Here is a 19189-nt window from a genome sequence, read left to right as displayed (position 1 = left end):
GAGAAGACCTGAAATGAATCAATTCAAGCTAGAATCCACTCGTTATTCTGTCTATGGTCTTCTAGGTGGGCTGATTGCCGCAACGATTCCTTGTTTCATGGCTGCTTCGGCTCAGGCTCAAATCGCGGCTCCCATACAAGATTCACGGGCAAAAGACGATGCCAATTTTTTCTCTGGGCAATCTGGAGATGCCACCAGTAGCTTTACAAATATGATGCTGCGTGCGCTGCAAGGTCCTTCCGTAAGCGCTGAAGAATTTGCATCTGATAAACGAGAAAGCATCGATAAAGAAACTGCTAATTTTCGGAAACAGCAGGCAGATCGCCTCCGGCAACAAGCACCCCAATCGGTTACACCTGCTGTTCTAGAAGTTGGCACGCCTAAATCTAACTAGTGACATCTCAAAAACCAACTGCTAGGCTGGATGCGAATACTTTTCTCCGGTGTGAGGTATATTGCATGACTATTCAGAAAGCAAGCTGGGTCTTTGTTTCGGCTTTAGTGATTGGATGTGGAATTGAGGGGCTTGGTACGACCAATGTCGCGATCGCAGCCCCAAAAGATACATCCATAGAACTGGCTCAGGCAACCGCCGTTTGTCGGCGCATCTTACCAACCCCTGCGCTAATCAAAACAAACGGTGTTTTGCTGCGTTCCCAAGCCTCTAGAACTAGCAAAATTGCTGGCGTTGGCTATGCCCCTGGTGAAAAATTCGATACCAACCTGACTGTACGCAAATCCAGCGATGGCTTAGTCTGGCTGGAAGTGACCAGTCCTCGTGCAGGATGGGTTTGGGCAGGCAATGGCAACAGGGCGACTAGCCTGAGCGATCTCAGTGGCAGCAAGATTACTAATATTGGTGTTTGCCTGTAAGCAGTCCTGCCATTTTCACCCTGGTCTTCTCTCAATGGCAGAAGACTAGGGTGAGGGTCGTTTTTGGGGTGTAGTTGACCTGGGGAAACGCGGGTTTAACGGGGTAAAGAGATAGCGTTTCGTAGAGCCTATGGTGAGAGGTGCAACGGTGATGTAACTGGGTGCCTGACCGCGATCGCGTTTCACCTGAAAGCTGACTATTCCCTTCGCTCCGGTTACTGAAAAACCCGGCTTTGATAAAGCGCGATATACGCCATTCCGCGTCGGATCTTGGCTTAATCCCTTAATCAGAGCTTGAGTGGCATCATAGGCAAGGGCAGTTCGCCAACTGATCAGATCTTTTTCTCCCCAAAGTTTTGTGGCTTGCTGCAAAAAGGGCGTGTTGGTCACATCCACGGGCACCGCTAGCGCAATTCCCACCGCTTTATCTTTGGCAATTTTAGGAACCCGTGGAGTAAACATGCTGTCTCCACCCAAAATGGGAATGCGGCGGTTGGCGCTTTCAATCACGCGGATGGCTTTATCCATGACTTCGCTGTCCGGTGCCAGCATGATCACTTCAGCTTGGTTGGCGATCGCCCGATTGACGCTATCTTCCGCATCAAAATCAGGTCGGGACAGGTCGATTTCTTCGATAACACTCACATCTGCCACACCGCTGTAATCCAGTGCCGTTTTAAACTCCCTGGTTAGCGACTGACTATATTGACTATTTGGATTCGAGAAAATCACCACTCGACGCTTTTGCAAAACACTGACCATATAGTCTTTCAACGCTCTCGCAGTTTGCTGATCCGTCGGCATTGTCCGAAAAATGTGGTCGCCAATCTCTCCAAGCTTTATGGCTGAACTAACTGGCGCAATCATCACCAGTTGCTGAGCTTGATAAATCTGGGCAGCGGCAGAACTGGTATCGCTGGTGCCATGCCCAATCACTCCTAACAGGTTGGGATCTTTTGCCAAACTCTCTGCCACCTGTTGAGCAACCTCGCTCTGATTGCCGTCATCGGCGATCGCCACCTTCAGCGGCACCCCTTGAATTCCGCCTGCTTGATTGATGTTATTCTGGGCGGCGGCTACACCCCGCAAAATCTCCTCGGCAGAGGCAAGCGTATCACTCAGCGGCACAACTGCGGCAATTAGATAGGCTTTATTCGCTCCAATTCGCGCATTGTTTAAATAAATCAGAGCCTCAGGATCGCTAGGATTTTCTGACCGAGCCGATTCTAAGGCAGCTACGGCTTGGTCATAATTCCCGGCGGCGATGTGATCAATGCCTTGCTGCTTTTGAGGATTCGATGACCACCGATTCAACTGGGTGCTGCCTGTACTGATGCGATCGCTCTCCAGTGCTGTATTGGGCGATGTGATCGTCCGGCTGACTTGCCACGGCAGATTATTGGGCGAGTCGGACACACTGCGAACTAAAATTGCGGCTGCTAGGGTTCCCAGGATAGCAAGACCCACTCGTGCCAGAGAAGATTTGTTGGAAGGCGTAAACATCCGGGTTATCTGGCTAGAATTTCCGCGCTCTACGGTGGGTTCATGAATCAAGGTAGTGGGAAGAGCGTGCATCGGAGAACTGGTTAACAGCGTCGGAGCCGTTGAAATCACTTTTCGTAACGCTTGCAGTGCCTCACTGGCAGAGTGATATCGCTCCATAAAGTGAAATCGCGTCATTTTATGGAGTACGGCGGCGAGTTCGTCACTGGCGATCGCCTGATCTTGCCAAATCAACTCAGACGTTTCATGGTCATGGGGCAATTGGGCGGGATGAATTCCTGTTAAGGCTTGAATCCCAACCATTCCGAGGGAATATAAATCACTGCTGAAGCGGGGTCGCCCCAAGCATTGCTCACTCGCGGCATAGCCAGTGGTATAAATTGGCACACTCACGCTAGTGTCACCCGTCGTTTCAGCAACCGTATTGCCAATGGTTTTAACGGCTCCAAAATCGATCAGGACGAGCTTGCTGTCTTGACGACGGCGAATTAAATTCGCGGGTTTTATATCTCGATGAATCACCCCCTGAGCATGAACATATTCCAAAATACTCAGAACATCTTCTAGCAACGGGATCACTTCAGTTTCACTCAGTTGAATGCCTCTAGCCAATTCAGTGCTAAGCGGGTTCCCTTCTATAACCTCTTGGACTAAATAAAACTGCTGATTCTCTTCAAAATATGCCAACAAACGAGGAATTTGGTCATGTTTGCCTAACTGCTCTAAGGTTTCCGCTTCTGCCTGAAACAAGCGCCTGACCTGTTGCAAAATAGCAGTATCACTACTATTGAAGGTCAGATGCTTGAGCACACAGCGAGGATTCCCAGGACGCTGTGTGTCCTCTGCAATATAGGTGTGCCCAAATCCACCGGAACCTAAAACCTCAATAACCCTGTAGCGTGCACCAATCAGTTCGCCTATCATCGAATTCACGGAGTGCAACAGAATGATGCTTCTGCCAGCGAAGCGCTGTTTGTAAAAGACTCTATCGCGACTTTAGTTGCCCTACTCGCATCAGAAGGCTAGTTTATCAGACTACTATGAATCCTAGACCATGATGCTGTGTAATCCCTCCTCGTGATGAACCCAATTTCCCTAGAGTTAGACCAGCAGATGCGCGCGATCGTTCGGCGTTGCGGTCTGCAAATTATTCAGATGGCGAGTCAAGAGTTTGAGGTTTTTGAAAAGGGACCTGAAGATTATGTGACAACGATTGATCAGGCGCTGGATGCCCAACTTTCAGCAGCCTTTTCTCATTTGTTTCCTAACGACGGAGTGATTACGGAAGAAGACATCCAATCGCGGCAAAAGTTCTACCAAAAGTATGCTCGTCTGTGGTGCATTGATCCCTTGGATGGCACAGAGGATTTTATCAAGGGTCGCAGCCATTACTCGGTGATGGTGGGGTTGCTAGAACACTATCAACCGATCGCTGGCTGGGTTTATGCGCCTGCTTTTGATCAACTGTATTATGGCGGTGTCGATTGGGGGCTGTTTCAAACCTCGGCAGATGGCGCACCAATGCCTTTAATACCTTCACCCCAAAGGTTTTCAGCGTCTTCTGCCGATTCCTGCCGAATCATGATTGGGCATCGCGATCAAACGCGCTATGGAGAGGCGATCGCCCGCCAGATTCCCAACGTGGAGTTTTACTCCCTTGGCAGTTTTGGGTTAAAGGTATTGGAAGTGATCACTGGCAAAGCAGGGCTGTATCTTTACCTCAATGGACGAGTCAAATTGTGGGATACAGCCGGTCCCTTGGCGCTGGCGAAAGCGGCAGGACTTACCTGTTGCACCTTGGAAGGCGATTCCATTCAATTTTCACCCGACGCGATCGATGCCATTGATCCCAATACGTTGGCTCATCGTCAGTCAATTGTGATCGGCTGGTCAGAGTATGTAGAAGCACTCCGACCCAAGCTAGAACTAGCTGTGAAGCAGGTTTGGGAAAAGTAACGTCGCACGCTCTACAAGACTGTTTATACTAGGAATTTGCTTTCGTTCATCGAAACGGTTTTGGAAATGCTTAAATTAAGTGGCTTGACGGCTGTCTGAATCATCAAGTGTCGTCATTCACGGGTTCAAGATTGCTAGTATTTTTGAAGCTCCATTATTCTATTTCAACCATTTTTCATGCAGACCGAAGCGTTTAGTGAGCTTTTCCCCTTGTTAACAGCAGCCAACCCAGAAACTCTGGAATGGCTACTTTCTGTTGCTGTCGAACATGAATATCCTGCCAATCGGGCGGTGCTGATGGAAGATGCCTGGGGAAATGCGGTGTATTTCATTGTGTCCGGGTGGGTTAAAGTGCGGCGATTGTCGGGTTCTAGCGAAGACAATGTGGTCACCCTAGCTGTTTTAGGGAAAGGCGACTTTTTTGGAGAAATGGCAATTTTAGATGAGTCGCCGCGATCGACCGATGTCAGTGCTCTCTCTAGCGTGAAGCTCATTAGTATTTCAGCCCAGCGGTTTATTCAAACCTTATTTAAAGATCCTCAACTGCATCACCGGATGTTGCAGCTTATGGTGCGGCGGTTGCGGCAAACCAATATCCGGTTTCAACTGCGCCATAAACCGCCAGCGGTGAAGCTAGCCAATACCCTAGTGGCGCTCGGCGAAAACTATGGGCAGGAATCCCGTGGCGGCACTGAGATCTTTAACATTCCACCCAAAGACTTAGCAGACGTTAGCGATATTGGGGTGGAAGAAACGTCCAAAATTATGGAAAAACTCGATAGCAAAGGCTGGATTAAGATCGATCATGCCAATCAGTCTATGCATTTGATCAATATGAAGCAACTAATGCATTTAGCAGGCAAAGTTTAGAGAACCTATTGTAAAGTAATATTACCGTTGTTAGAAAGCGATACCACTGATGAATCGAGAAACCTGGGAACCTGAAGCAGGGGAGCCGTTCGATCCCCTAAGCCAGTCTAAGGTTCATCCTGATCGAGATCAGGATGTGGAGAGCGCGATTCCAGTAGGGAGCGTTTCACCAATCGCTGATATTTCTTATCCTCTTGCCCAAATGCACTATCAGGTTGCGATGTCTCAGCCTGAATCCCATCTGTTTGAGGTGATGCTGCATGTTAGCGGTTGGCAACCAGACGCAGTACTTGATCTAAAGATGCCCGTCTGGACTCCTGGTTCTTATCTGATTCGAGAGTACGCCCGTCACTTACAAAACTTTAGCGCTGGCACTTCCACTAATGCCTCCTTGCCCTGGCAAAAAGTAGGCAAAAATCATTGGCAAGTTGATCCTCAAGGCAGCACAACGCTGACCATCCGCTACGAGATCTACGCTAATGAGCTTTCAGTGCGGACTAACCATTTGGATGGTTCCCACGGCTATTTCAATGGCGCAGCGCTTTTTTTCTACATTCCTGGACACCAGCAAAATCCAATTCGGGTCGAGATCATCCCTCCCAAACCAGATTGGCAAGTCACTACAACGTTGCCAGTCATTGCTGAAGCGGCGAATACGTTTGAAGCGATCGATTTTGATACGCTGGTTGATAGTCCATTTGAAATTGGCACCCATCAACTTTTTGAGTTTGAAGCACTGGGAAAACCCCACCAGCTTGCTGTTTATAGAGAGGGTAATTTAGAGAGCGATCGCTTAATTAGCGACATTCAACGCATCATTCAAGTTGAGGCAAATCTGTTTGGGGGGTTACCCTACGATCGCTATCTGTTTCTATTGCACCTTTCATCCCATGGCTTTGGCGGGTTAGAACATAAAAACAGTTGCTCTTTAATTTATCAGCGTTTCGGGTTTTGTAACAAAGACAAATACAATCGCTTCATTCAACTGGTTGCCCACGAATTTCTTCACCTGTGGAACGTTAAGCGCATTCGTCCTAAAGGGCTGGAAGTGTTTGATTATGAGCAGGAAAATTATACGCCTTCTCTCTGGTTTAGCGAAGGAACCACCAGCTACTACGATTTGATCGTTCCCTATCGAGCCGGAATTTATGATATCCGGACTTATCTCAATGGTCTTAGTAAGGAAATTAGTCGTTTCTTGACCACTCCGGGTAGGCTCGTGCAGCCACTTGCGGAGTCTAGCTTTGATGCTTGGGTTAAGCTTTATCGGCAGGATGCCAACAGCCCAAACACCCAAATGTCTTACTATCTCAAAGGCGAAATGGTGTCGTTGCTGCTGGATTTGCAGATTCGATCGCGCCATAGTAACAAGCGATCGTTGGACGATGTGCTGCGTTTATTGTGGGAGCAATTTGGCAAATCTGAAATTGGCTTCACGCCAGAGCAACTTCAGCAAACAATTGAGTCGGTGGCAGGCATCGATCTCAGCAAGTTCTTCCATCAGGCGCTCAACACCACCGAAGAATTGCCGTTTGACCAATATCTAGAGCCATTTGGAATGCGGCTGTTGCTCGATCGCGATGATAGCCTTCCAGTTCTAGGTTTGAACCTTAAAACCGAGCATGGACGGGAAGTGATCAAGTTTGTAGAAAGCGGCTCTCCGGCTCAGCAGGTAGGCATGGATGCCGGTGATGAACTGCTGGCAATCGACGGCATTCGCGTTAGCGCTGATCAACTGAGCGATCGCCTGCGTGATTATCAAGCTGATGACTCGCTACAAGTTACTTGGTTTCATCAAGACGAGTTGCGCCAAGCAGCGCTAACCCTAGCAGAGCCGCGCCCCACTCGCTTTCAACTCATCCCCCGCGATCGCCCCACTCGCAAACAAGAACAACTCTTTCACGGCTGGCTAGGGGTTTCTCTGGGCGAGATTATGTAGGCGTAGTTCAGCAAACAAGATGATTAGCTACCAATTTCCGCCTGATTTTCTCTGGGGTACGGCAACTTCCGCATACCAAATTGAAGGCGCTGCTAAAGAGGGTGGACGCAAGCCGAGCGTTTGGGATGTGTTCAGCAGTCTTCCGGGGCGCACCGTGAATGGCGACACTGGAGCCGTTGCCAACGACCATTATCACCGCTATGAAAGTGATGTGAAGTGGCTGGCAGAACTGGGGGTGAAACACTACCGTTTCAGTATTGCTTGGTCGCGGGTGATTCCAGATGGGCGGGGTCAGGTGAATGAAACGGGGATAGATTTTTACCGGAGGCTATGCGATCGCCTGTTAGAAAATGGCATCACTCCCCATGCCACACTGTTTCACTGGGATAGCCCCCAAGCCTTAGAAAAGCGCTATGGATCGTGGCGCAGTCGAGAAATGGCAAAGGATTTTGCCGACTACTGCACGGCTACAGTCCAGCGGTTGGGCGATCGCATTACCCACTGGATGACCTTAAATGAAATTGCTTGCTTTACCCATCTTGGCTACGACGTAGGTAAGATTCCAGAAATGGCTCCTGGCTCTCGCGTCTGGCGTAAAAAAGATGTTTGGCAAACGTCCCATCATGCTTTGCTGGCGCATGGGCTAGGCTGTCAGGCAATTCGGGCTGCCTCGCCCCGCCCCTGTTCCGTTGCGTTAGTCGATAATCCGGCAATCACCGTGCCGCTGACGGAATCGCCAGCCGATATTACCGCTGCTCAACAAGCATTTCACACTAGCTGGGTGAATGGAGGTATCATTTTTCCGGCATTGACCGGGCAATATGATGAAGTATTTTTGCAAAGCCTAGGCAAAGAGGCTCCTACAATTCGCTCAGGTGATTTGGAGACGATTCATCAGCCTTTGGATGCGTTTGGACTAAATATTTATACTGGAAGTCACGTTCGGGCTAGCGAAAATGCACCCGGTTATGAGTATGTTAATTATCCCAAAAGCTATCCCCGGATGCATATGCCTTGGTTATGGGTTGTTCCAGAGTCAATCTATTGGGCAGTAAGACATGTATCAGACGTGCTAAAGCATCCCGAATTGCCGCTGTTGATCACTGAAAACGGCTGCGCTGCTCAGGATGAACTGACCCAGCAGGGCGAAATTTTGGACAGCGATCGCATCTCATACCTGCGTCAATATTTACAATCTGCCCATCGCGCCGTTGCCGAAGGCTATCCACTGAAGGGATATTTTCTCTGGAGCCTAATGGATAACTTTGAATGGTCGTGGGGCTGCGATCGCCGCTTTGGCATTCTTTACAACGACTTCAAAACCCAGCAGCGCACACCCAAAGCCAGCTTTCACTGGTATGCCGAATGTATTCGTCAGAATCGGGCTGTGTGAGGATAGCAGGATGACAACCCGTTCCATGAGTGCCGCTTTCTCTCAAATATGAGAATGGTTAGTTACAATCACCCGATTTTCTTTACAAAAGCTTAGATTGTTGTTACATTGTGTACATGGGAGGCGCAAGCCACTCAATATATAACCAAAATTATCTCGTTGTCCTCCACTTCTTGATCGGCATCTTCTGCTACATGGGACGGGAATGGGAACTCTCCTACCGTTTAGGAATGCGTCCTTGGATCTGCGTTGCATACTCCGCCCCCGTTGCAGCAGCAACCGCAGTCTTCTTGATCTACCCCATCGGACAAGGCAGCTTCTCAGATGGCATGCCCCTTGGCATCTCCGGCACCTTCAACTTCATGTTCGTCTTCCAAGCGGAACACAACATCTTGATGCACCCGTTCCACATGTTGGGCGTAGCAGGGGTATTCGGTGGCAGCTTGTTCAGTGCAATGCACGGTTCATTGGTGACCTCCTCGTTAGTGCGTGAAACGACCGAAACCGAAAGCCAGAACTACGGCTACAAATTTGGGCAAGAAGAAGAGACCTACAACATCGTTGCAGCGCACGGCTACTTCGGACGGTTGATCTTCCAGTATGCGTCGTTCAACAACTCACGTTCCTTGCACTTCTTCTTGGGGGCATGGCCTGTAATCGGCATCTGGTTGACCTCGATGGGCATCAGCACCATGGCATTCAACCTGAACGGATTCAACTTCAACCAGTCGATCATTGACTCGCAAGGACGAGTGGTGAACACATGGGCAGATGTATTGAACCGTGCCAACTTGGGAATGGAAGTGATGCACGAGCGCAATGCGCACAACTTCCCCTTGGATTTGGCTGCGGGTGAAGCGACACCTGTTGCACTGGTGGCACCTGCCATCAACGGTTAGTCTTCTGACTCGCTCTGTTGAATGAATGAACCTAAGCCCTCCCCTCTCTGGGGAGGGCTTTTTAATGGGAAGGATTCCATCTAAAATAATAATATCTAACCTGATGTGTGACTAAAGTCAGCCCATCCTGCGGGAAGCAAGCTATATCCTCTAGTCCCTTCTACGCATGCTCTGCGCTCTACTCCCAAAGCAGGAGCAGGAGGGCAAGATTTCTCAAAGTCCCTCTCTCTGGGCTATCCGTTAGGCAGAAGTATGTAGAAGCATTACTAGGCTTGAGTTTTGAGGGGTCGTTGTGGGAATATGTCGCTCAGTTTAGCTGAAGAGGATACACTCATGAGTGATTGGGTCAGCGAAGAAGTCAAACAGTTTGGGCAGAATCTATAGGAGTTAGGTCGTTAAGAACACGGTCAACCAGATAAAAGCTCATATTTACCAAAAAAATCTCCCGCATTACATCAGGATTAAGTTTATAAGCTACTCAATCGCCTAAAGAGATTTAGGCAACGTCACAATGAAGCTTGTCCCTTTGCCTTCTTCACTTTCAACTTCAAGTTTCCCTCGATGAGCTTCAGTAATACTCTTCTCTAAAAATAATCCCAAACCCCAACCCGTTTGATCCTCCGAACAGGTCGTTCGACGAAATTGTTGAAACAAGATTGATTGAGCATCTAGGGCGATCGGATCGCCTTCATTGTGAACGGCAAGGCTGAGCTGAGTTTCAGTTTGCTGGAGCGTCACGGTAATTGGCGTGTCAGGCGCACCATATTTGACGGCGTTAATCGCTAAGTTTTCAATCACCCGCCGTATTTCTTTAGCGCTGCAACAAATCTTGGCTTCAGACTCAGAGACCACCACAAATCGCTCCCCGTAAGCAAAGTTTAAATCCTCCACTAAGTCTTGTACTAGATTGTCTAAATCACAGTCTTCAAATTTAAGCTTCAGCTTCTGTCCGGTTCGCAGCCGACTCGCATCCAGGAGATTTTGAATCATCGAATCCAGCCGATCACAATTGCACCCATCATCCTCATCGCTACGGTTGCGTGGGTGTCTCCTCTTTCCAGCCGTCGTAGGGTTAGTTGAGTTCCCATTTTTACGACATTAATCGGTGCTCTAAGATCATGCGTTATCGTCACCATCAGCAGTTCTTGGATGTCTTGAAGCGTCTCAGAGAATTGAGTAGCAGCGTCATTAACCGCTTGTTCAATAGAGCCGATGATATCGCGATCGCGCACACTTAAAGGAGCTTCTTCCTCTAAAATCTGAAAAATCACTTGCCGGAGAATATGGTATTCAAAAATGAGTTGGTTCATTGAGTAGTCAGCATATCCCGCTCGTTCATGCCCATGCATCTTGCCGATTCGAGTGCTTTCTATCGTATCGTCTGCAATTTGGCTAGAGGTCTTTCCCCTTTGATCTGAGAGTTCGTCTACCAATTGATTTAGATATAAAGGTAGCGAATTTCGCAAAACAAGAGAATCTTGGTGCATTGATGCATAGACTTCATCACGGGCTCGCTCTTCCCACTGATGCATAATTTTTGGAATGTTTTGCTCAAGCTGCTCAGCGCATTGGTAATACATACGTTGCGGAAGTATCAAGAGACATTGCAGAAATATTAAGTTAATACAAGAATATTTTATTAAAGAATAGTGCACATATTTGAGTCAAGAATCTATCGACGGATATATGCGACCGGCGCTAGTTTTCTTCAACAATAAACAAGATTTCTAAATATACGAGGTGTCATGGCACTTAAAATAGACGTTCCAAGCATTGACGCTCAATCCGCGCAGACTTTAAAGGAAACGATTCTGACCTCTGAACCAGATGCCAAGATTGATATTGATTTAGATGCAAAAACCGTGACTATTGAGGCACAGGCATCAGAAGAAACCTTTAAGCAACTGATCGAGGCAGCAGGTCACCCAATTCGATAGTAGATTTATTGAGTTTGGTTGCTGATGTCTCTGTTTAGATCACCGGCTTATCGCATAATCACTAGCCATGTTCCGGCACCAACCACGCCATCGGAGGCAAGGCTAAACTTTTTTTGGGCAGCTTTAACAGCCGCTTGGGTTTCCGCACCAAATACGCCATCTGATGAGCTTTTTAGAAAACCTAAGGCTTTTAAGCGTTCTTGCAGTCCAATTACGGCTGAGCCTTGCATTCCAATTCGTAGAATTGGGAAGGCGATCGACTCTGGCTTAGCGGGTGATGCCGCAGAGACAGATTGTGTAGTGGCAGGATTTTTGCTTGGGGTTGCTGAAGCGGACGGTGGTTTAGCTGGGATGCCAGTACTAGCTTGCTTGGGAGGAGATGAGCCAGTTGGTTTGGGGGCGGCAGGAGGGGCAGGGTTGGATGAAGCGGTGACCGTGGGGGAGGGGGGGAGTAACCGAGTCCAGGTTTCTGACCCAACCACGCCATCTGCGGGCAGCCCAGCAGCCTTTTGAAATTTAGTGACCGCGATCGCCGTAGAGGGATCATATCCACCATTCACCGCTCCCGTGTAATAGCCCAGTAGTTTAAGAACTCCTTGCAGTTCAAGCACTTCTGCCCCCTGACTGCCAGTGGTAAGCAAGGGGCGGTTTGGAGCTTTTGCACCCTTATTAGATTCATCTTTTGGCGTAGTGGTAGCAGATGGTTTGGGGGGTTGGCTGAAGGTTGGATCTGCGATCGCCAGACTGAAACAGCCTCCAACTCCGACTGCGATCGGAGTCAATAAGCAGAACCGCCAAATTTCTAGATGCCGTAGCATTTTGTGGATACCAACCATAGGAGAAATCCTAAATTAATCGATCAAGCTGGTTTATGACTAGATAAAGCTAAGGGGAGCAGCTTTCGCCAAATGAGTCTAGCCTATCTCAACAGAGCATCGTATTGCTATCAGACTTGATATTTAGCGCTACTATACAAAATCAGAGACAGAATTCAAAGTGAAAGTTGCTTAAAATCTGTGGAATATTCACTCTTCAGTCGGTTTCAGGGTTGTTTCCTAGGGATGGCAATGGGAGAAAGCTTGGGAAGCCAAGTAAATCCGTCGCCTCAGGGGTGCAATCCAGGAAAAGCCGCTGTTTTATCTCAGCTTCAATGGACTGCTATGGCAATTTTGCACGGAGAAAAGCTCGCTCAATCAGGGCAGTGGAACGTTGAGACACACTTAGCGCCAGAAAGCTTAGAGGGAAACCCAACGGGTTGCTTATCGGCTGGGGAACTGGCGATCGCAACCCTACCGATAGCCCTGTTTTATCATGATAACCTGACCCAGCAGCGCCATTATTTAGCCGCAACGGTGACGGCATGGGGCGGAGATCTCAGCACAGCGGATGCGGTCATTGTTTTTGGCTACGCGATCGCCCAGGCAATTAAGGAGCAACTAAATCCAGTCCATTTGATTGCCCAAATCTTGACTTATCTTCATGTTTCATTACCTGAGGCAGCCACCCGTTCAGCTAATCTGATTAGCACCTTAGAAACCTTGAAAAGGTTAGTAGCGCAAGGCTCAGACTTGCAAAGCGCGATCGCGGCATTTCAGTTAAAGGCTGAAACTCAACCAAAATCAGTAGAGATTGCGATCGCAATCTACTGTTTCTTGCAAACTCCAGATACTATATCTTTGGCACTCATTAGAGCCGTTCGGATGGGAGTTAAGCCTAAAATTGTGGGAGCGCTGGCGGGTGCCTTATCTGGAGCCTATACCAGCGATGTTGGGATTCCTGCCGAGTGGCGGTGTGCTTTACAAACTCCATTTGCAACCACTGAGCCTCAGCGGATTGGCTCTCTGTCGGCTCATTTAGTTGCTGCTTGGTCGGGTATTTATGATCCCTCGGCTTTGCAAGAACAAGAGATTCCTATCGTCACGGTTCCCTGGATTGTTCGGTCTCAGCGAATTGTGAGCTAGATTAAGGGACGATCTACTGGGATTCGGGTGGCTTTTTGTAGCTGAGTTTACTGTTAAGAGTTCTGCTTGATTTTCTGCCTGATTGATACACTGATCCTATGTGCTGAGGAATTTGTGGCAAGTGATGAAAGCCCTTCAATCACTGATACATCGTTTGGAAAAAACTGATTTACTGGATAATCTTCGTCCATTGAGTCGTTATTCCAGCACGGTTCAACAGGCAATTCGCTCCTATAAAAATGCTTTTAATCTTACTGAGAAACAACGGTCACAGCCATCCTTGACAGATGTAAATTATCCTGTTGCCCTATCCTGCCCAATCTCACCGCCCAAACGCAGTTTGCTGAACAAAGCAGGGCGATCGCCCCTCGTCTTGGGCGTTGCTATTATTACTTTAACCAGTGCCTTTGGATATCGTTTCTATAACGCGCCTAAGCTAGATATTGGTAAAGCGGCTCCTCAAACGCTTTATGCTCCGCTGTCAGCTAATGTAATTGATAAAAACGCCACGGATCTAAACCGGAGTGCGGCTCGCAAAGATACACTATCGGTTCTGATGCTAGATCAAGCCGTTAACCAAACGGTCATGCGATCGCTGCAACAGCAACTCCAGCAGGGTAGCGATTTACGCCAGACTGCGGGAGCCTTTCCCTTTGTTCGCACTAGCGCTCTGACGCTTTTCACCCAAGCCTACCTGCGTAAATTGCCGGAATCGCAGTGGCAAGCGCTATTAATTGAGGCAGACCGTGGCTTTTCTCAAAACCCTTCTGTTCCTAACTTAAAAATTGCGATTCCTGTCCCTGCAATGGATGCAGCCTCTCAGAAAACGATCGCCGAACTCCGCAACTATCGCCGTTCTGTGGAGATGAGCAGCTACTTGAAACTCGTTCAATCGGTCAATGAATCTCAGTTAAAGTATGTGGCGGCTCTGGCATCCTCCACCGATCCGTTACCTGCTTTGCCGGACGCACAGAATGTTGTCCTATTAGATTTAACCGATGCCGATTGGCAAATGCTGCGATCGCAGACTCCAAAAATTGCCGAACGAATTTTGGCGCAGGGCATTGCTCCAGGACTGCCGCCCACTCTGCTCACAGCAGCCGTGAAACTCCAAGTTAAAGGGGCACTCCCCAAGACGGTTGAAGCGATCGCCAATGACCTTTTAACCTCGCTGTTGCAGCCCAATTTAATTCAGGATGAAACCCAAACACAAGCCCAGGCAGAGCTAGCTGCTCAAGGCATTCAACCCGTCATAGTTTCCATTAATCGCGGTGAAAAAATTATCCGTGCAGGCGACCTCATTTCCTCCAAGGAATTTGCCTTGCTGGATCATTTTGGCTTGAGTCGGCGAGGAGTTGACTGGTTGGGGTTGGCAGCATTTGGATTTTTGGTCAGCGGTTCGGTGGTGGTCGTGTGGGTCATCAAACGCCGATTTCATCCCACTCTGCGACGGCGAGATGGCGTGCTGCTCTGGCTACTCAGTTTAAGTACGCCGCTGTTGGTTGCGCTTCAGGTGCCATCGGTTAATCTGCCGACCATTGGGCTATTGGTCGGCGGCTTTTATGGCGCACCCTTGGGGATCACGGTAGCGGGGTTACTAGCACTCTTGGTGGCGGTTGGTATGGAAGTCACTTGGAGTACTTTAATCGCCAGTGCCACGACCGGGCTGTTGTGCGGGTGGCTGGGGGGTAGGCTGCGATCGCGGGAGGAATTGGCATTACTGGGGTTTGGAGTTGGCTTGCTACAAGGGTTGATTTACCTGATCCTCAACGTGGCATCGGGCTTTGCCTGGTATACCTTGCTCAGTGCCAGCGGCATTCAGGCACTCTTAGGGCTGGCATGGGTAATTGTGGCGCTAGGCATTAGTCCCTATTTAGAGCAACTGTTTGATTTGGTTACCACCATCCGCTTGGTGGAACTTGCGAACCTCAATCGACCCTTACTCAAACGGCTGGCAGCCGAAGCTCCTGGAACGTTTCAACATACGCTGTTTGTGGCAACTCTGGCAGAAGCCGCCGCCCGTGCGCTGGGAGGCAATGTAGAGTTAGTTCGGACAGGAACGCTCTATCACGACATTGGCAAAATGCATGATCCGCAGGGATTTATTGAAAACCAAATGGGCGCACCGAATAAGCACGACTTGATTGATAATCCTTGGATCAGCGCTGAAATTATTAAAAAGCATGTGACTGAAGGAATTGTGATGGCGCGGAAAGCTCGTTTGCCTAAAGCGATTCAGGCATTCATTCCAGAACATCAAGGCACCATGCTGATCGCTTACTTTTATCATCAAGCGCAGCAGCAGGTAGAACAGCAATTAAACTCTGATGGCAGCATTCTTAGCTTGAACGATGCCGATTTTCGCTATGACGGTCCGATTCCTCAATCGCGCGAAACGGGCATTGTCATGCTGGCAGATTCCTGTGAGGCGGCACTGCGATCGCTCAAAGATGCTACCCCAGAAGAAGCTCTTGCGATGATCAACAAAATTCTGCGCGCCCGTTGGCAAGATCAACAACTGGTGCAATCGGGGCTGACTCGGAATGAAATGACTGAGATCGCCACTATTTTTGTTCAAGTTTGGCAACAGTCCAACCATCAGCGCATTGCCTACCCGAAACTCGCGATCGCGCCGCAACCATCACCCTAAAAGTCAGATCTGTTGTCTCAACCTGTCAGTATTATTTGTCAATTTTCTTCAGCGATTCCGGCTTGTGAGCGGCTTCCTTGCTAGTTTTATTGCTTTCCACTAAATATTCTGGGTTATCCTCACTTGCCGCAACGTGGTGCCCTTTGATATCCATGGGTTCTGTCAACTTTTTCTTCACTGTCCCTTCAATATTGCCCTGAGAGCCTTTCCACTCAACGCGATCGCCCTTTTTCAGTTCATCCGTCATGGTTAACACCTCGTTTTTGTTCTGCTCAGTTCAAGCTACAGAGTTCACTTGATTGGAACCTCCCTCTGCGGGTGTAGTCACTGATGCCCTCATACTAACGAGTTGATTTCCTCCGCACTCCTAACTCGGTACTTCGCCCTCTACTTTCATTTACGTTTAGCATCCAGAGCAACTCCTGGTAGGGAGTGAGTAACTGCAACTCGTGGTAGGCGATGTTTGAAGCTGCAAAGAATTTCCCAGGAAATGGTGCCTAATGTTTCTGCCCAGTCATCGGCTGAAATAGATTCTTTGCCATCCTGCCCCAAGATCGTGACGACATCGCCTTCTTGTAGATTGGGCACTTGGCTCACGTCTAACATCAGTTGATCCATGGTTACGGCTCCAATTTGAGGTACGAGTTGTCCTTGAACGATCGCGCTCATTTGGTTCGATAAATTGCGCGGAATCCCGTCTGCGTAGCCAATGCCAACCACCGCGATCGCCGTTTCGCGATCAGCAATAAACCGATGCCCATAGCTGACCCCGGTTCCTGCCTGGATGGTTTTTAGCTGGGTAATTCGTGCCTTCACTTGCAGCACCGGTTTAAGCGCCAAAACTGATTTCAGGTGAGTCGCAGGATACAGTCCATAGAGCGCCAGCCCGACCCGCACAAGGTCGTAATGCAAATTAGCATCGGTTAGAGTGCCAGCGGAGTTTGCTAGGTGCAGTTTGGGCGGAGTGATGCCTGCGGCTCTAATTTGGGCGATCGCGCTGGCAAATCGCTGCTGTTGCTGATTGACCACCGTTCGATCCAAACTTTCTGCCGTTGCCAAATGGGAATAAATGCTGGCGATCTCCAAGTTGGGCAAGCGATGTACCAGTTGAGCAAATTCTGTTGCGGCTTGCCAATCTGTGCCCAAGCGAGACATGCCCGTATCGATTTTGAGGTGAACCGATAACGGTGAAGTCTTGAGGGTAGCAACGGTTTCGGCAAACACCAGCGCTTGTTTTGGGGTGCAAAGGGTGGGTTGCAAATGCCACCGGGCGATCGCTCGAATTTGCTCTGGGGTATAGGTTGCACCCAAAATCAGAACAGGTGCCTGAATGCCTGATTCTCGCAGTTCAATCCCTTCGGGGATCGTTGCCACGCCTAACCAGCTTGCTCCTGATTGTAGGGCGGCTTGGGCGATCGCTCTGGAGCCGTGTCCATAGGCATCCGCTTTAACCACCGCCATCAATGCCGTCTGAGGCTGAAGCAGTCGCTTGATTTGGGTGACATTATGGGCGATCGCTGCCAAATCAATCTCCACCCAGGCTCGTTCTCGCTGCATTTGCGCTAAATTTGAACTTTGCTCCCAACTCAGCATATTTTTCTCCTAATTCACACCAAATTCATTCACATCCAATCAATCTGCCGCGTTCAGTCTGCTGAAAGCAGGATAGATGCCCTTTGAAAATAGGTCAATCGGGCAGTTTATCGATTCAATGCGTAAAGCCCACGTTTCAACCGGAGGCAGGGTGGTTTCATGTTAGCCAGCGGAAAACCTGATGAACTTGATTGGCGAGATCGCGCTTGCAAGCAGGAACGGTTCGAGTGCCCAAGCGACGAGCGAGAGTAGCGCTTTGCGTGCCGCAAGTCTTGAAAATACTGCGGATTCACTTCTTCGCTGGTTGCCAGTGGTCAAAAAGTTGCAGCGGGAAATTTTATTGCCAATCCCCAAGGCAGAGTATTTGTAAAGGGTGCCTACGACTTTTCCAGGATGATATCGGATGAGGTTCCTGTCGCAGTCTGAACGGGCGATCGCTCCCGTTAAAATCCAGCGAAACGCGCACAATTATGTTAAGTAAGTTTTTTGATTAACAGAGAATTATTTGATATGCAGCATATCAAATAATTCCTTTTTGCATAATTCATGAAATAAACAGCGATAGCTGAGCATAAGCGTTTTAATGGGAGCCGTTCGCTGAGTGCGAAAAGCGGATGCCTCCCAAGAGATGTGAAGCGTTTTAGGTAAATCGATCAGCTAATTTGGAGTGGGGCATTACCAAATGGAACATAGAGTCTTAAAATCTGCGATCGCTCTAGGAATTGGATCGCTCAGTTTCTTAGGAAGTATCTTCTTTGCTGAAGTCGCCAAAGCAGACCCTCAGCAACCCATCGATAGCATCCGACCGACCAATTTATCGCTGATCTCAAATGATCCGTTGTTAGAAGAAAACTCAGACTTAGAACAAGTCACCTCTGTTTCGCAATTAACCGATGTTAAGCCAACGGATTGGGCATTTCAGGCATTGCAATCATTAGTAGAGCGCTACGGCTGCATTGTGGGCTACCCAGACAAAACCTTCCGAGGCAATCGGGCGCTCACCCGCTACGAATTTGCGGCTGGTTTGAATGCCTGTTTAGACAAGATCCAAGAATTGATTGCTGCTGCCACGGCAGATTTTGTTAAAAAAGAAGATCTGGAAGTGGTCAAAAAGCTGCAAGAAGAATTTGCCGCAGAACTGGCAGCCCTCCGAGGACGGGTCGAGGGGTTGGAAGTTCGGACGGCGACCTTGGAAAAGCAACAGTTCTCAACGACAACTAAACTATTTGGTCAGGTGGTTTTTGGCGCTCAGGGACGATGGGGAAGGTGCTGAGGATGTGGGTGAATTCGACTTCGGTTAAACCGTAGAGGTGGGCAATCATGCCATCGAGTTCGGCGCGGAGTTTGGCTCGTTCGGCTGCGTCGGTGATACCGTTGGCGTGGGAGCCTAACCCGACTTCGGCGGCGAGGTCGTCAAATTCGGGAGTGGTTCAGATGAGTTTGGCGGCGCGGTCTACGATATCGTTGAAGTAGCGATCGCCTTGCGAAAAAATTCGATCTAAGATTTCCTCTTGATTGACTAGCAAAGCCCCATACATCGATCCCATAAATATTTTTATGCCACAGGATAGGATTGGCTGCAAGCAAATCTGGTAGAACTTCGCCAGTTACCCTA

General features: G+C 48.9%; 16 protein-coding genes and 2 pseudogenes. 12 read left to right on the top strand and 6 right to left on the bottom strand.

Going from position 1 to position 19189, the window contains the following annotated elements:
- Positions 1 to 13: 13 nt before the first annotated feature.
- Positions 14 to 394: a hypothetical protein gene (locus AC1S5B_RS27330; protein WP_482038807.1), complete on the top strand. Its 381-nt coding sequence runs from the start codon at positions 14 to 16 to the stop codon at positions 392 to 394.
- A gap of 65 nt (positions 395 to 459) precedes the next feature.
- The gene (locus AC1S5B_RS27325; RefSeq protein WP_482038806.1) at positions 460 to 873 is read left to right on the top strand and encodes a hypothetical protein; all 414 of its coding nucleotides are present in this window, start codon (positions 460 to 462) and stop codon (positions 871 to 873) included.
- 45 nt (positions 874 to 918) lie between these two features.
- Here AC1S5B_RS27325 and AC1S5B_RS27320 read toward each other — a convergent pair whose 3' ends face one another.
- Positions 919 to 3300, bottom strand: coding sequence for a bifunctional serine/threonine-protein kinase/ABC transporter substrate-binding protein (locus AC1S5B_RS27320; protein WP_482039015.1), 2382 nt, complete (start codon positions 3298 to 3300; stop codon positions 919 to 921).
- A 156-nt stretch (positions 3301 to 3456) separates the two neighbouring features.
- On the opposite strand from AC1S5B_RS27320, the gene AC1S5B_RS27315 reads away from it, so the two are divergent.
- The 5 genes and pseudogenes from AC1S5B_RS27315 to AC1S5B_RS27295 all read left to right on the top strand — a co-directional run.
- The gene (locus AC1S5B_RS27315) at positions 3457 to 4332 is read left to right on the top strand and encodes a 3'(2'),5'-bisphosphate nucleotidase CysQ family protein (protein ID WP_482038805.1); all 876 of its coding nucleotides are present in this window, start codon (positions 3457 to 3459) and stop codon (positions 4330 to 4332) included.
- A gap of 210 nt (positions 4333 to 4542) precedes the next feature.
- The gene (locus AC1S5B_RS27310; protein ID WP_482038804.1) at positions 4543 to 5202 is read left to right on the top strand and encodes a Crp/Fnr family transcriptional regulator; all 660 of its coding nucleotides are present in this window, start codon (positions 4543 to 4545) and stop codon (positions 5200 to 5202) included.
- Between the two features lie 49 nt (positions 5203 to 5251).
- Complete coding sequence (locus tag AC1S5B_RS27305) at positions 5252 to 7141, top strand: M61 family metallopeptidase (protein WP_482038803.1); 1890 nt, start codon at positions 5252 to 5254, stop codon at positions 7139 to 7141.
- 19 nt (positions 7142 to 7160) lie between these two features.
- The gene (locus AC1S5B_RS27300; protein ID WP_482038802.1) at positions 7161 to 8534 is read left to right on the top strand and encodes a GH1 family beta-glucosidase; all 1374 of its coding nucleotides are present in this window, start codon (positions 7161 to 7163) and stop codon (positions 8532 to 8534) included.
- A 155-nt stretch (positions 8535 to 8689) separates the two neighbouring features.
- A pseudogene (locus tag AC1S5B_RS27295) lies at positions 8690 to 9433 on the top strand (photosynthetic reaction center family protein); the annotation flags it as partial.
- 486 nt (positions 9434 to 9919) lie between these two features.
- Here the strand turns inward: AC1S5B_RS27295 and AC1S5B_RS27290 are convergent.
- On the bottom strand, positions 9920 to 10423 hold the full coding sequence (locus AC1S5B_RS27290; RefSeq protein WP_482038801.1) for a sensor histidine kinase: 504 nt from the start codon (positions 10421 to 10423) through the stop codon (positions 9920 to 9922).
- On the bottom strand, positions 10420 to 10920 hold the full coding sequence (locus AC1S5B_RS27285) for a hypothetical protein (protein WP_482038800.1): 501 nt from the start codon (positions 10918 to 10920) through the stop codon (positions 10420 to 10422). Before AC1S5B_RS27285 ends, AC1S5B_RS27290 begins: the two co-directional genes overlap by 4 nt.
- A 258-nt stretch (positions 10921 to 11178) precedes the next feature.
- Here AC1S5B_RS27285 and AC1S5B_RS27280 point away from each other — a divergent pair, with 258 nt between their 5' ends.
- A complete protein-coding gene (locus AC1S5B_RS27280) occupies positions 11179 to 11370 on the top strand; it encodes a cation transporter (protein WP_482038799.1) in 192 nt (63 codons plus the stop codon).
- 47 nt (positions 11371 to 11417) lie between these two features.
- Here AC1S5B_RS27280 and AC1S5B_RS27275 read toward each other — a convergent pair whose 3' ends face one another.
- Positions 11418 to 12206, bottom strand: coding sequence for a peptidoglycan-binding domain-containing protein (locus AC1S5B_RS27275; RefSeq protein ID WP_482038798.1), 789 nt, complete (start codon positions 12204 to 12206; stop codon positions 11418 to 11420).
- A gap of 180 nt (positions 12207 to 12386) precedes the next feature.
- Here AC1S5B_RS27275 and AC1S5B_RS27270 point away from each other — a divergent pair, with 180 nt between their 5' ends.
- Together AC1S5B_RS27270 and AC1S5B_RS27265 are read left to right on the top strand one after the other, a co-directional pair.
- Positions 12387 to 13331, top strand: a complete 945-nt coding sequence (locus AC1S5B_RS27270; protein ID WP_482038797.1) for an ADP-ribosylglycohydrolase family protein — start codon at positions 12387 to 12389, stop codon at positions 13329 to 13331.
- A gap of 124 nt (positions 13332 to 13455) precedes the next feature.
- Complete coding sequence (locus AC1S5B_RS27265; protein WP_482038796.1) at positions 13456 to 15981, top strand: HD family phosphohydrolase; 2526 nt, start codon at positions 13456 to 13458, stop codon at positions 15979 to 15981.
- Positions 15982 to 16012: 31 nt separating this feature from the next.
- Here the strand turns inward: AC1S5B_RS27265 and AC1S5B_RS27260 are convergent, their stop codons facing one another.
- On the bottom strand, positions 16013 to 16228 hold the full coding sequence (locus tag AC1S5B_RS27260; protein WP_482038795.1) for a hypervirulence associated TUDOR domain-containing protein: 216 nt from the start codon (positions 16226 to 16228) through the stop codon (positions 16013 to 16015).
- Positions 16229 to 16374: 146 nt separating this feature from the next.
- Positions 16375 to 17574, bottom strand: coding sequence for an alanine racemase (gene alr, locus AC1S5B_RS27255; RefSeq protein WP_482038794.1), 1200 nt, complete (start codon positions 17572 to 17574; stop codon positions 16375 to 16377).
- A gap of 181 nt (positions 17575 to 17755) precedes the next feature.
- Between alr and AC1S5B_RS27250 the strand changes: the two genes are divergently transcribed.
- Both AC1S5B_RS27250 and AC1S5B_RS27245 read left to right on the top strand, forming a co-directional pair.
- Entirely contained in the window at positions 17756 to 17944 is a 189-nt protein-coding gene (locus tag AC1S5B_RS27250) for a hypothetical protein (protein WP_482038793.1), read from the top strand.
- 312 nt (positions 17945 to 18256) lie between these two features.
- A pseudogene (locus tag AC1S5B_RS27245) lies at positions 18257 to 18838 on the top strand (iron uptake porin); the annotation flags it as partial.
- Positions 18839 to 19189 lie beyond the last annotated feature (351 nt).

The organism is Leptolyngbya sp. CALU 1928 (assembly GCF_056784215.1).
This window is presented reverse-complemented; position numbering and strand designations above follow the sequence as displayed.